We start from the raw sequence: 14,026 nt of genomic DNA, 5'->3' as shown, positions 1-14,026 counted from the left end.
AAAAAATCCTTTTATACATATTGAAGTAATTTACTAAAAAATAGTTTATAGAATATTGGTATCTTACGCTTAAGTTAAGATTGATAGCGCTGTTGCTGCTGCCAAAGTAAGCGACTTTGCAACGGTTGATAATCGAGCAAATGATCAATCAATTGTCGATGCAAACGTGACCATGCATTGAGATTTGAGGTAGATAAACCTTGCTCTGCCATCGATAAAATCTCATTACCTTTAAAAATGTTTTGTGTAACAGCTATATCATCATTATGAATAATTGGCACTAAGCCCACATCAGGTAAAAAACGGTACCAGGTGTCGAGCTCGATAGCTTGATCTAAACTGTCATGTTTTAAGGTTAGAGCAAAGCCCAATTCGTTGAATAAATACGCTTCAAACTGACGCAAACACAAACGCAGCTCATCGGCAGTTAAGGGCTGCTTAAGCTGCTGTAGGCTATTTTGGTAGTGTTGCCATAATATTGGCATGGGATCTTCGGTGGGTAATAGCCGCCACAGTATTTCATTTAAATACAAGGCTGCATACTGATGTTGGCCGCTGATATTTTCATGATGCAGCGTCTGGGCTAGATTTACGTTACTGTCTTTTAGTGCTAAAGAATTTTGGGCTACTGAATCTTGAATCGAGCTTAATGGCGCGATATTAATCTGCGTGAATGTTTTTAAATCGCGTTTACCACTGGCAAAAAGTTGCAGGGGCATAAAAAGCGGCGCGCCTTTTTTGCCAACGCCATGGATGACACCATGTTGCTGAGAAAACAGATAGTATAAGGCGCGCTTTTCTTGGTAGGGGCGCTGATGTAATAAATAACCGATTAACGCTTCATTACGCATGGATTATTACCTCAGCCGTGGTGATATAGATACATGGCGGTAAACATCTACCCACCATGCTTTTTTAATCGTGCTTAATATCCTAAACTGGTCAAAGCGCGCTCATCATCAGACCAGCCGCGTTTCACTTTCACCCACAGTGTTAACATGATTTTTTTATCAAACAGCTGTTCCATGTCTTTACGTGCATCCATGCCTACTTGTTTGATACGCTGACCCTTATCACCAATGACAATCGCTTTTTGTCCGCTACGCTCAACATAAATGGTCGCATCGATAAAAGTGACCGCTTTACGCGGACGGCCAGTTTTGGGGTCAATATGCGCCGCTTCGTCTTTAAAACCATCAATCTGTACTGTCAAATCGTAAGGTACTTCATCACCGGCACTACGCATGATTTTTTCGCGAATAATTTCACTGGCTAAGAAGCGCTCTGAGCGATCGGTAATCTGCTCGCTATCATAGATAGGGTCGGCGATTGGCAAATGCGAGGCAATCACTTCTTGCAAGCGGTCTAGGTTTTGATTTTTTAAAGCAGAAACAGGGACGATATCAGCGAAATCAAAACTTTCATTAAACGTTTCGATCAGTGGTAACACGCTACCTTTATCTTTTAGCGTATCGGCTTTATTAATCACCAATACTACGGTCAGATTGGTATCGCCAAGCTTTTGTAGGGTCAACAAATCGTCATCACGCCACTGATCTGAATCAACGACAAATAAGACCAAATCAACATCAACCAATGCAGAGACGGCTGCTTTATTCATACGCTCATTGATAGCGCGTACCTCATTGCGATGAATACCTGGGGTATCAACAAACACCGCTTGCATCTCGTCATTGGACAAAATGCCGTGAATACGGTGACGGGTGGTTTGCGGTTTACGCGATGTGATAGACAGCTTTTGACCCAATAAATGGTTCATCAAGGTTGATTTACCCACATTTGGGCGACCAACAATCGCCACATAACCGGCTTTAAAATCTTCAGCGACATGGGCATTGTTATTTGATGAAAAGAATTCTTCTATCGTCGTATCATTATCTAACGTCGTATCTTCGGTGTTATCAACTTTTAGATTGGTATCGTTTAATCTGACGTTGTTTTTCTGCACATCATCTTGTACAACGCCATTTGCTGCAGTCGCATTTTGGTTTGAACTCATATCTGGGTTTTCGGTCATATTTTTGGCATTATCTTCATTATTTAATGGCAAGTCATGCTGATTGCTCATGGATTAATCCTTGGAGGTTGTCATCAGTTATGCCACTTGTTGGTTTTTTAAAGAAAGGCGACATAAAACTGATCATGTTAAAGGTATGAGTTATTTCAAAAAACGACTCATTGAAATCATTTATTAAAACCATCGAATTTAGCATTAGAGAAAATGGTTTTAAAAAAATGAGCTTTAAAAAACTAGGTACGTCTTTTTGGCTGTCCTGGCAGTTTATGTAGCTGATTAATCATTAATTCTGCTGCTTTTTGCTCAGCGATACGGCGGCTTTCACCAGACTCGGTAATATCAGGGCAATTATTTATATTAACCTGACAGCGCACCACAAAGATTTGGTGCGGAGCGTTACCACGGGTTTCCATCAGCTCATAATGTGGCAAGTCAAACTGCTTAGATTGCAGCCATTCTTGTAATCGGCTTTTAGCGTCTTTTAGCGCTTTTTGGTCACTGACATTGTCTATGAGATCACCATACCACGATAGCACGCACGCTCGGGTAATATCCATATCTTGACTGTCTAAATAAATAGCGCCTATCAATGACTCTACCGCATCTGCCAAGATGGAAGCACGATTGCGCCCGCCCCCTTTTCGCTCACCAACGCCCAATATCAAATGATTAGACAGCTCTAAGTTTTGCGCAATAATCACAAGCGATTCCTGCCGTACCAATGTTGCCCGCATGCGCGTCAGACGGCCTTCATTTTGCGTCGGATAGCGGTGATACAATGCTTCACCGACGATCATCCCTAATAAAGCGTCGCCCAAAAACTCCAAGCGCTCATAGTTTTTCTTACTATCAAAGGAACGATGGGTAAGCGCCAGTTTAGGCAAGCTTAAATCATTAAACACATAGCCCAACTTGCGCGACAAGATCGCTAACCGTTGAATAAATTCTGCGCTAATAATAAGCGTGTCATCAGACACGCTATTTTTATGAGGATTGGGAACCGCCTGAGGAGACTGCGAAGTTGGTTTCATGCGTGGTCTGTGTGTATCCCTTTTTTTCAGTGGTAAATATAATGAAATACCAGTGTTTTAGAAATTGGTTAGAAAATTAAAAATAACAAAGTACTTTATTACTTTGATTTTAACGCTTTAAGTTTTGATATATAAGCTTTAATAGTTAAGTTATTTAGCAGTAGTAGCATCAATGTCGCCTTCAAAGCGGTTAACAATATCGATATTACCAAAAAAATTATTGGTGGTTTCATACTTTTTATGAATAGCCAATTGACCTGGTTTCTTATCAGTAAAAGTAAACACTTCTTCTGCTTTGGTATCATAATCGGCGTTAATAGACAGCTGCTTATTCACGCGCTCTACAAACTGCTTGGCCGTTTCTTTATTGGCATTGGACTCTTTAAGCTGCGCACTTAAGGTTTTTGTCAATTGGTAATCGCCAATTTGCGCTGGTGCAATAGCGACGAGCAATTTAGCCGCCACGCCCAAAACGATAATGATAAAAACGACACTCGTTACACTAGCGCCGCGCTGCGAAGACAAACCAGATAACTGCTGCACCATAAGACCTCTCAAGGGGTAAGTTGCTATAGGTAAACTGCCATATTTAGAAAACTGTCTTGTTAACCACCTTTAATATGATGGTTTTTATCAAACAACCATCATATTAGCACAAACTATTATCGGTACATTATTCTTTAGCACAGCATTATTCTTTAGCGAGCGTTACTCTTTAACGCAGCAATAATATCAATCAATACTACCATTGCGCTTAAAGGTTGGTAAGTTAAGACCGGGCGGTTTATGCATCCAAATATAGACCGCTTTACCCGCTAAATTATCATCGGGCACAAAACCCCAAAAACGTCCATCAGCACTACGGTCGCGGTTGTCACCCATTACAAAGTAATGACCTTCTGGCACTTTGATACGCCACTCTGTGCCTTCAGAGCTGACCACTTCCGGCGATTCTTGCTGTAAAAACGGCGCGTACTGCGAGCTATTCATATCCGCTAAATAGCGAACCAAGTGTTTGTTGTCGCCTTGAATCTCTTCAAAGTACTTTGCCTCACTTTCTTCTTGCTGCCCCATTCGTATGGCATTGTCTTCACTCAAGACCTGTCCGGGTGCCACTTGGCCGGCTGGATATAGCTGTGAGGTCAGCTCAGCATCGGCGTCAAAATTGACCGCCTTAGTAGGAACTGGCGTGTCATTAATTGCAAGCGTCCCTTGATTATAACTGACGGTATCGCCCGGCAAGCCAATCACGCGCTTAATATAGTAAATACTTGGATTTTCTGGGTAGCGGAAAACCGCTACATCGCCGTGCTCAGGCGCGCCTGTATCAAGTACTTTATTATAAGTCAGCGGTAGACGTACGCCATATGCGTATTTATTGACCGCGATAAAATCACCCGTGTATAAAGTCGGCACCATCGACGATGAAGGGATATTAAACGGCTCAATCAAGAATGAGCGCACTATTAACACCACCGCCAACACTGGGAAAAAATCATACGCCCAACGTACCAGTAAGCTTTCTTTGCCGCGACCGCGGGTTTTACGCTGTTTGAGCGTCAGCTTCTCTAATAGCCAAATAATACCTAAGCCGAGGGTTAATGGCACTAAAATTAAATTAAAATCAAAATCCATACGAATTTGCCTATTAACGAGCTGAAAATCAAACCACGGTTGCAGTAAAGCTGTCTATGCCAAATATTGCTGTCTTTTTATCTTTTAAAAGATAATGAACGTTTAATTATCGACCTGCAAGACGGCCAAGAAGGCTTCTTGTGGAATCTCGACGTTACCCACTTGCTTCATACGTTTTTTACCCGCTTTTTGCTTAGACAGTAGTTTTTTCTTACGTGAGACGTCACCGCCATAACACTTCGCTAGGACGTCTTTACGCATGGCTTTAACCGTACTACGACCGATAATTTGACTGCCAATTGCCGCTTGAATCGCCACATCAAACATCTGACGTGGAATCAATTCTTTCATCTTAGTAACCAGCTGATTGCCACGGAAACGTGCTTGATCTTGGTGTACTATCATCGCTAAGGCATCGACTTTATCGCCATTGATGAGGACGTCAACTTTGACCAATTTATCAGCTTGATAGCGCTCGAAATTATAATCGAGCGACGCAAATCCGCGCGACACTGATTTTAGGCGGTCAAAGAAGTCCATGACCACCTCGCCCATCGGAATATCAAAAATCAGCTGCACTTGGCGGCCCATAAAACGCATATCGACTTGGACGCCGCGGCGCTCAATGCATAGCGTCATGACGTTACCCAAGTAATCTTGCGGCACTAAAATCTGACAACGGGCAATTGGCTCACGGAACTCTTCGATATTATTTGGTTCAGGCAATCTTGACGGATTATCTACGTAAATGACGTCGCCATTTTTCTTTTCAATCTCATAAATAACCGACGGCGCGGTGGTGATTAAATCCAAGTCATATTCACGCTCTAAACGCTCTTGGATAATCTCCATGTGCAGCATACCTAAGAAGCCACAGCGAAAGCCAAAGCCGAGCGCGTCGGAGGTATCAGGCTCAAAGTATAGCGACGCATCATTAATCTGTAGTTTTTGCAGCGCTTCACGGAATTTTTCAAAATCACTAGAATCTACTGGGAACATACCAGAATAAACTTGCGGCGTGATTTGCTTAAATCCAGGAATGCGCTCAACATCAGGCGTACTGGCATGGGTAATCGTATCACCAACAGGTGCACCAGCAATATCCTTGATTCCTGCGATAACAAAGCCTACTTCGCCCGCTTGTAAAATACCTGTGTCTACAGGTTTCGGGGTAAAGACACCAATTGAGCCTACTAAGTGCGCCTCTTTGGTCGACTTAATATACAGCTTATCGCCTTTTTTAATCGTTCCTTCACGCACACGTACTAAAGACACCACGCCCAGATAGTTATCAAACCATGAGTCAATAATCAATGCCTGTAGCGGTGCATCACGGTCGCCCGTTGGCGCAGGAATAAATTCAACCAAGGCTTCTAGCAGTTTATCGACACCAAGACCGGATTTTGCCGAGACGCGCGGCGCATCAACGGCATCAATACCGATAATGTCTTCAATCTCTTGAATCACGCGCTCAGGCTCAACTTGCGGCAAGTCAATTTTATTTAAAACCGCCATCACCTCTAAGCCCTGATCAACAGCGGTATAACAGTTGGCAACCGACTGTGCTTCAACGCCTTGTGCGGCATCAACGACCAATAGCGCGCCTTCGCAAGCCGCTAATGAGCGTGAGACCTCATAAGAGAAATCGACGTGACCGGGGGTATCAATGAAGTTTAGCTGATAACGCTCACCGTTAGGATGATCATAAAACAAGGTCACAGACTGAGCTTTAATAGTGATGCCGCGCTCACGCTCAATGTCCATAGAATCAAGAACTTGCGCCTGCATCTCACGATCTTGCAAGGCACCACACATTTGAATAAAACGGTCAGCAAGGGTCGACTTGCCGTGATCAATGTGGGCAATAATAGAAAAGTTACGAATATTGGCTAATGCAGTCACAAAGCGCCTACTAAATAATGGAGGATTGAATAACGGATATACATAGTGTCAGATGGCAACCGTCGAATACATACTTATAGCTCATACTGGCCAATACGCCAAAAGAGACAGATTAAGTACCTACTGTATTGCCGCAATTGAAATGCCCACAGCGCAAATGACTAACTTTTATGACGCGCAGGCATACGAAGGTATTCTAGCAGTTTTCCGCTATAAAGTAAGTTGATTTTGTCAGCAAGCAAAAATCAGGCAAAAAAAAACCAATCATAAGATGATTGGCATTTTATTACTGCTGGTCTTACTAAATATGGTGGCGATGAAGAGACTTGAACTCTTGACCTCACGATTATGAGTCGTGCGCTCTAACCAGCTGAGCTACATCGCCATTTAAGGCTCGGTATAATACCGATAGAGAGGACTTGCGTCAACCCCTAATTAGCATTTTTTGCGAAAAAGACGCATTTCATCCAAATTAACGCAAATATGTATAATACTAACAATAAAAACGAACCGCAAAACAAAAAAGTTGGTAGACCGATAAGCCGGGTTCTGTCGTGGACGATCATTCCTCTAGGCGTATCATCGCTGATACGCTCAAGCAACCTACCCGCATCGAACGCGGGCCGCGCCATATCGATGCCTATTTGGTCTTGCTACGCGTGGAGTTTACCCTGCCGTGAGATGTTACCATTCACGCGGTGCGCTCTTACCGCACCCTTTCACCCTTACCGATAATGTCTTGCGACACCAAAGGCGGTCTGCTCTCTGCTGCACTTGTCGTCAAGTTACCCTGCCCAGCCGTTAGCTGGCACGCTGCCCTATGTAGCCCGGACTTTCCTCCCCTGCGCATCTGTTGCCAGTTTGCAGCGGCGATCGCCTAGTCTACCAAGCGCGCTAGTATAGCAAAATTAGTATCAGGTGTGGAAAGTGTTTTGCGCTTATTTATTTGTTGTTATAAAACCATTTAAATAAAAGCGTTTAAATAAAATCTAGCGGTAAAGCTAAACTATCATTACCTATAGTGCTATTTGTTTGTTGCGCCATTTGTAACCAATAGCTGTTTGGATAATGGCGCGCTAAGTAGTTTTTTAAATAATCAATCGTACTATTGGTAATCTCATCATCCGTCTGAGCGGCACTATCATGAATATGGTTATAAATGACGCTATGCAGCGTTAAACCGCGCGCTTTAATCGCCTCTAAACTCAGCAAGGTATGATTGATACTACCAAGCCGCCCTGAGGTTACCAACACAACTGGATAGCCTTGCTCAGCAATATAATCTAAGGTTAATAGTTGTTCAGTGATTGGTACCAGTAACCCGCCTGCGCCTTCTAATAGTACCGCGTCGTAGCTTTGTTGCAATTGCTGCGTAGATTTAGTGATGATTTTAAAATCTAAAACAGCATTGGCAAGCTTGACAGATAAATGCGGCGACGCGGGTTTTTCATAACGATACAGACAAGTGGTAAAGTCTAAATCACAAGGCTGCAATGGAATTCCCATTAATTGACGATGAGTGACAATATCATCTGCAATATTCATTTTACCACTAGCTGAATCGATACTAACGCCTGTTTGTACCAGCTTTTGAGTGATGACGCTAATGCCTTGCTGCATCAGCGCTTTCGCCATCATACCTGTGGCATAAGTCTTGCCAATATCGGTATCAATGCCGGATATAAATAGCACACTCATAGCGAAACTCTGTTGGTCGTAGACATTTGACCCAAATAAATAGTGACGACGGTTATTAGCGCTTGGCACAACGTCACCAGTTCGTCATCGCTAATGACATAAGGCGGCATAATATAGACCAATTTGCCAAAGGGTCTGACCCAAATGCCATTGTCAATCAGCAAAGATTGAAAAACTGGCATATCAACCGCCTCATCTAGCTCAATCACAGCGACCGCGCCTAAACAACGAACATCCGCAACGCCATTTAAATTTGCCGCTGTGGCTAGCTGCTCATCCATGATAGTTTGCATATTTGCCGTACGCGATTCGATATCATAAGACAAGATTAAATCAATCGATGCACAAGCGACTGCGCAGGCCAGCGGATTGCCCATAAAGGTCGGACCATGCATCAGGGCTGGATAGTCGCTTTGGCTAATGGTTTCGGCAACCTCACGGGTACAGAGGGTCGCTGCAAAGGTCATATAGCCGCCTGTTAGCGCCTTGCCAATGGTCATAATATCAGGACTAATATTGGCATGTTCGCAAGCAAATAGCTTGCCGCTACGCCCAAACCCAGTGGCGATTTCATCCGCAATCAGCAGCACGTCATGCTCATCACATAGCTGACGCAGTAGTTGTAAATACTCAGGGCTATAAAAGCGCATACCACCTGCGCCTTGAATAATTGGCTCAATAATAAATCCGGCAAGCTGAGCGCTATGTTTAGCAAAAAACGTGGTTAATTCATCACGCTCATTTTGAGCCAGCTCACGCTCAAATCCTAATGGCGGTGCAGGGACAAAATGCTGCAAAGGCAATTGTTTACCATACAGGCTATGCATGCCGCTGACTGGGTCACAGACACTCATTGCATGCCAGGTATCGCCATAATAGCCAGAATGGGTCGAGGCAAATTGGTTTTTATTGGGACATCCGGCTGCACTTTGGTATTGCAGCGCCATTTTTAGCGCTACTTCGACGGCAATGCTGCCGCTATCGGCATAAAATATCGCATCAAGACCATCCGGGACAATGGATAATAATTTTTTGCCTAAATCTATCGCTGGCTGATGGGTTAAGCCGCCAAACATCACATGCGCCATTTTGCCCAATTGTGCAATCATCGCCGCATTTAACTTGGGGTGATTATAGCCATGAACGCTTGCCCACCATGACGACATGCCGTCAATCAGGCGCATGCCATCGTTAGTAACGATATAAATACCTTCGGCATGGTCGATGACGATATTAGGATAGGTGGGCGGCAAGCTGGCATAAGGATGCCAAAGGTGCTGTTGGTCGAAATCGTTGGTTGAGAGGCTACTCGTTGAGCGGTCAGATCTCTTCATTTTTTATTTGCCAGTAATGCGTTTGTATTTTGCCAATAAATCGCTTTGGGTTTCGACGTGGTTTGGGTCATGCGGGATACAGTCGACAGGACAGATGACCACGCATTGCGGCTCATCAAAATGACCGACACACTCTGTACATAAATCAGGGTCGATGACATAAATATCATCGCCCTCTGAGATGGCTTCATTTGGGCAAGCAGGCTCGCAGACATCACAATTGATACATTCATCGGTAATTAATAACGCCATAAACTGCTCCTTATTCGCTAGCAGTTGATAATAAATGAGTACGTCAGTGGTTTACGATTACACTTAATATTAAACCACCAGCCCATCATTAAAGCTTAACTTGTTAAGCGTTTAGCTAAATTTAGCTGCTGAGTTTTTTTATAAAAGCTTCTGAGACGCAAGATGGCACAAATTTCGTCACATCGCCGCCAAGTTTGGCAATTTCACGAATCATCGTCGATGAGATAAACGAGTAATTTTGCGACGGCGTTAAAAATACCGCTTCAAAATTCTCATCAAGCTCGCGATTCATATTGGCCAGCTGAAACTCATATTCAAAGTCTGACATCGCTCGCAGACCTCGTAATACGGCGGTGGCATTTTTTTCGCGCATAAAATCGACCAGCAAGCCTTCAAAGCCAATCACCGACACTTGCGGTAAATCCGTAAATACCGTCTCAACCAAATGCACGCGCTCTTCAAAGTCAAATAAAGGTTTTTTATGATGACCAGAGGCCACGGCGATGACGACCTCATCGAACAATTTAGCCGCGCGTTTAACCAAGTCGACATGACCGTTGGTAATCGGGTCAAAGGTACCAGGGTATAAAATTTTGGTATGCAATTTTGATGAAGTAGCAGGAAGGCTCATAACAGGGCTAATATGGTTAATGATAATGACCCATATGCTAGCAAATTTTGCTCAAACTTCCTACTTATCTGCTACATTTGTCCTAACAGCCGATTTACCTTTTAGCCGTGCGCTTTGCTACAATAGTCGGTTCGACTCATCGCTCTTAATAGGTAAAAAAAATATCTACATTAAAGAGTTAGAATGAGGAACAGTTAGACCGGGACAATTTATACAAACCATATATAAAAGTCCTTATGGAGAAATTATGTCAAAAAAATCAAAAAAACCTGACAATCAAATCTGTGCTAATAAAAAGGCTCGTCACGAGTATTTTATTGAAGAAACCTTTGAGGCAGGTCTATCGTTACAAGGCTGGGAAGTGAAGGCCATTCGTGCCGGCAAAATGACCATTACCGAAGCATATATTATCTTTCGTAATAATGAGGCATTTTTATTTGGCGCGCATATCCAGCCGCTGCTTTCAAGCTCAACGCATGTCAGCCCTGATAGCATCCGTACCCGTAAGCTGCTGCTCAATCGCCGCGAAATTGAAAAACTCATGGGTGCGGTCAATCAAAAAGGCTATGCGTGCGTACCGTTATCTTGCTATTGGAAAAATTCCTTAGTGAAATGCCAAATTGCGCTTGCCGTCGGTAAAAAGCAGCACGACAAACGTAAAACGCTCAAAGACCGCGACTGGGAACGTGATAAGCAGCGCGGCTTTAAGCAGCATTTGGATTAAAATTTTCGTAAGATGAATTTTAATCTAACGCAAAAAGGACGATTCATCATATTGTTGAGTCGTCCTTTTTTATGACATTACTAAGATAAACTTGTTGATTTAACGCAGCAAATTTTAGACCGTTTGGGCTATTTTGCTCACTTTTGACTCTTTATGCGCACGGCATAATTGACGGATACCGTGCGCGATTAAGCAAGCGATTCCGAGCCAAATTAAACCATAGCTATAAATCATTGCAGATTCAAAAGGATTGCCCAAGACAGTGATTGCTAAGATAAATAATAACGCCGGCTCTATATAGCTCATCATACCGTAGACGTTGACAGGGAGCATTTGACTGGCATCAACATTGGTCTTCATCGCGAGCACGCTAAGCATACCAAGTCCTGCCAACATCATGATAAAAAAGCTAGAGCTGCCAACCAATCCTAAACTGCTCGGCGCAACAAATAATAAATAGGCGACGGCAAACGGGGCAAAAATGGTTAAATCAACTAATAAACCTGTAACCGCGCCAATACCTTGTAGGCGGCGTAAGATATAATAAACAGGATACGTGCCGCACACCCATAATGTCGCCCATGACACGCTTTGGGTACGTACAATCTCACTACCGACGCCGACTGCGGCAAAGCCAACGGCCAACCATTGCAGACGGCTTAACTTTTCGCCAAATAGGACGCAACCAAACACCACCATCATCAGTGGAAAGAGAAAATAACCCATTGCGGTTTGCACGCCCTGCCCATTAACTGGTGCCCACATAAACAGCCAAAACTGGCTAAGAAATATCGGCGTTGGCAATAATAACCAAGCCCAATGCTTTACCGTGCGCAGCGCCTTTAATTTATCAAGATGCAAACCAAAACGCCCACTAATCAGCAAATACCCTATTAGCGCTGCCCACATCGCTAGCATGCGCCAGATAAAAACTTGCGTACCTGACAATGGCGCCAAAAAACTGCTATAGGCATAAAGCACACCAAACAACAGGTTTGATAATATCGCCAGCGCCACGCCCATTATCAATGTACGCTGCTGCGCACTACCTGCTGTCCAAACAGCAGGCAACGGCAAGCGTGAAACGGTAGCTGTGAGCATATTAGTAGAGACATTAGAGGGCGTTAGGTTCGACATGATAAGCACCGTAAATATAGATAGACGTTAGAAGGCTTAGCGATTGTTTTTATTTTGCTTACTCAATTATTTACAAGCTTTGATTGCTAAGCTTTGATTAATAACGTCTATTTTACTAAGGTGCTATGAGATATTATTTCTATATAATAAATTATATGAATAAATTTATCTAATATATTGTCAATAACTGACTATTTTATTAAATTTACATTATTATCGATAATATTTATAATAAAAATCTTAATATTTGTGATTTTCTAGGGAAAAGAGACTGTGAGCCATATTTTAGACGATACCGATAAAGCGATTTTAAATTTGCTACAGAATGATGCGACTTTGCCGTTAAAAACGGTGGCAGAACGTGTACACGTTTCTATCGCTACCGCCCAGCGCCGTATTCAAGCATTAATAGATAGCGGTGTGATTACCAAACAAGTCGCTATCGTTGATCCAAATAAGGTCGGTTACGGACTGACGGCGGTGGTCATGATAGAGATGTCACGCTCCAATACCTCGATGCAACATCGATTTGAGCGCTTGATGCATGCCCAACCGCGAGTAATGAGCTGCTATGAAGTGTCAGGAGATGCGGATTTTATGTTGATGGTCAATGCCAAAAACATGAACGATTATCATGAATTTACCCGTAATTTGCTGACTTACGAGAACAATGTGCGCAGCTTTAAAAGTCAGTTTGTGATGAATTTCACGAAGAGTGGGACAAAGATTTTACTCGATTAATAACAGCTACAAAGCCCATGCAATTTTTATCATCAATAAGAGTGGATAAGCCATCGCTAAAAAAGGTACGATAGCAACGAATGTTTGGCATTAAATGCTAGATAAATTATCAACCGTATAGCAGACAAGGAAGCCTAATGATGAGTAAAAAGATACCGCCTAACGATACCAATAAGAATGCTCAGACCCTATCGAAGTTATTCAATCCAAAAACCTTATTAACAGGCGCATCACTTGCGGCATTGCTTGCCAGCTCAGGCTGCGCCACCAGCTCTTTATTAGAAAGTGACAATCACGTCAGCAGCAAAACTAGCAAGCAAATCTTGTCTGAAGACCAAATTGTCGCTTTTGGTCGTCCTGCAAAGGCATTACCAAAAACGCCCAACGCCACCATGGTCATCGTCGGTGAAAAAAATAGCTATGTGCTGACCCAAGGCGGGACGGAAATGATTGGCTTATTAAGCAATCTGACGCCAAAAAATATCCATGTCGATAATGACATGAGTTTTTATGTGCCCAGCAATGATGGCTATTTTCAGGGTGAAATGAAGCTGTCGTATGCCAAGTTAAAAGATGAATTCCAGCGCTCAGACTATCAATTCTTTTTGCAAAATAATGGCCGCGACTGTACTTCAGTCAGCGACCAACGCATCAATGCTCAGCGCTTTTGCTTTAGTGTGCCTGTTAAAGGCGCTATCTATCCGCAAGTGAGTAATTTAAGCTTAATTCAATCTAATTACCGCGCTTTAAGCAAACCTTATACGGTCAGTTTTTATACCCAAAGTCAGCAACAACAAGTCTCTCGCAGTGGGGCTAATACCGCGCAAAAGCTGGTGTTATTGCCCTTTGCCCTTGCTTTTGATGTCGTTACCTTTCCCTTCCAGCTTTTAGATCAATAAATTT

Annotated in this window: 14 protein-coding genes, 1 tRNA gene and 1 other RNA gene; 3 read left to right on the top strand and 13 right to left on the bottom strand. The window is 43.1% G+C overall.

Annotated features, from left to right (window positions below; all coding sequences use genetic code 11):
• Window positions 1–74: 74 nt before the first annotated feature.
• From FOR85_RS08395 to coaD, 12 genes are all read right to left on the bottom strand, one after another.
• On the bottom strand, window positions 75–851 hold the full coding sequence (locus FOR85_RS08395; protein WP_144297549.1) for a DNA repair protein RecO: 777 nt from the start codon (window positions 849–851) through the stop codon (window positions 75–77).
• A 74-nt stretch (window positions 852–925) separates the two neighbouring features.
• Complete coding sequence (gene era / locus FOR85_RS08390) at window positions 926–2,089, bottom strand: GTPase Era (RefSeq protein ID WP_223808580.1); 1,164 nt, start codon at window positions 2,087–2,089, stop codon at window positions 926–928.
• Between the two features lie 182 nt (window positions 2,090–2,271).
• On the bottom strand, window positions 2,272–3,069 hold the full coding sequence (gene rnc, locus FOR85_RS08385) for a ribonuclease III (RefSeq protein WP_068405869.1): 798 nt from the start codon (window positions 3,067–3,069) through the stop codon (window positions 2,272–2,274).
• Between the two features lie 150 nt (window positions 3,070–3,219).
• A complete protein-coding gene (locus FOR85_RS08380) occupies window positions 3,220–3,615 on the bottom strand; it encodes a DUF4845 domain-containing protein (protein ID WP_144297548.1) in 396 nt (131 codons plus the stop codon).
• Window positions 3,616–3,801: 186 nt separating this feature from the next.
• A complete protein-coding gene (lepB, locus tag FOR85_RS08375) occupies window positions 3,802–4,704 on the bottom strand; it encodes a signal peptidase I (RefSeq protein ID WP_144297547.1) in 903 nt (300 codons plus the stop codon).
• Between the two features lie 102 nt (window positions 4,705–4,806).
• Window positions 4,807–6,606 carry a translation elongation factor 4 gene (lepA, locus tag FOR85_RS08370; RefSeq protein WP_144297546.1) on the bottom strand — a complete coding sequence of 600 codons (1,800 nt, stop codon included), beginning with the start codon at window positions 6,604–6,606 and terminating at the stop codon, window positions 4,807–4,809.
• 308 nt (window positions 6,607–6,914) lie between these two features.
• Window positions 6,915–6,991, bottom strand: a tRNA-Met gene (locus tag FOR85_RS08365).
• 137 nt (window positions 6,992–7,128) lie between these two features.
• An RNA gene (gene rnpB, locus FOR85_RS08360) (RNase P RNA component class A) lies at window positions 7,129–7,495 on the bottom strand.
• Window positions 7,496–7,584: 89 nt separating this feature from the next.
• Window positions 7,585–8,304 carry a dethiobiotin synthase gene (gene bioD / locus FOR85_RS08355; protein ID WP_144297545.1) on the bottom strand — a complete coding sequence of 240 codons (720 nt, stop codon included), beginning with the start codon at window positions 8,302–8,304 and terminating at the stop codon, window positions 7,585–7,587.
• On the bottom strand, window positions 8,301–9,638 hold the full coding sequence (gene bioA / locus FOR85_RS08350; protein ID WP_144297544.1) for an adenosylmethionine--8-amino-7-oxononanoate transaminase: 1,338 nt from the start codon (window positions 9,636–9,638) through the stop codon (window positions 8,301–8,303). Before bioA ends, bioD begins: the two co-directional genes overlap by 4 nt.
• Window positions 9,639–9,641: 3 nt before the next feature.
• Window positions 9,642–9,890, bottom strand: coding sequence for a YfhL family 4Fe-4S dicluster ferredoxin (locus FOR85_RS08345; RefSeq protein WP_068405886.1), 249 nt, complete (start codon window positions 9,888–9,890; stop codon window positions 9,642–9,644).
• A gap of 121 nt (window positions 9,891–10,011) precedes the next feature.
• A complete protein-coding gene (gene coaD / locus FOR85_RS08340) occupies window positions 10,012–10,521 on the bottom strand; it encodes a pantetheine-phosphate adenylyltransferase (protein ID WP_144297543.1) in 510 nt (169 codons plus the stop codon).
• Between the two features lie 247 nt (window positions 10,522–10,768).
• Between coaD and smpB the strand changes: the two genes are divergently transcribed.
• A complete protein-coding gene (gene smpB / locus FOR85_RS08335) occupies window positions 10,769–11,245 on the top strand; it encodes an SsrA-binding protein SmpB (RefSeq protein ID WP_068405891.1) in 477 nt (158 codons plus the stop codon).
• A gap of 114 nt (window positions 11,246–11,359) precedes the next feature.
• On the opposite strand, the gene rarD is transcribed toward smpB, so the two are convergent.
• Window positions 11,360–12,382 (bottom strand): EamA family transporter RarD, encoded by a 1,023-nt coding sequence (gene rarD, locus FOR85_RS08330; RefSeq protein WP_144297542.1) that lies wholly within the window; start codon window positions 12,380–12,382, stop codon window positions 11,360–11,362.
• 273 nt (window positions 12,383–12,655) lie between these two features.
• Here rarD and FOR85_RS08325 point away from each other — a divergent pair, with 273 nt between their 5' ends.
• Together FOR85_RS08325 and FOR85_RS08320 are read left to right on the top strand one after the other, a co-directional pair.
• Window positions 12,656–13,123, top strand: coding sequence for an Lrp/AsnC family transcriptional regulator (locus FOR85_RS08325; protein ID WP_144297541.1), 468 nt, complete (start codon window positions 12,656–12,658; stop codon window positions 13,121–13,123).
• A gap of 137 nt (window positions 13,124–13,260) precedes the next feature.
• On the top strand, window positions 13,261–14,022 hold the full coding sequence (locus FOR85_RS08320) for a hypothetical protein (RefSeq protein WP_223808579.1): 762 nt from the start codon (window positions 13,261–13,263) through the stop codon (window positions 14,020–14,022).
• The last annotated feature ends 4 nt before the right edge of the window (window positions 14,023–14,026 follow it).

It is taken from the genome of Psychrobacter sp. YGAH215, assembly GCF_007280595.1.
Classification (GTDB): Bacteria; Pseudomonadota; Gammaproteobacteria; order Pseudomonadales; family Moraxellaceae; genus Psychrobacter; species Psychrobacter faecalis.
This window is presented reverse-complemented; position numbering and strand designations above follow the sequence as displayed.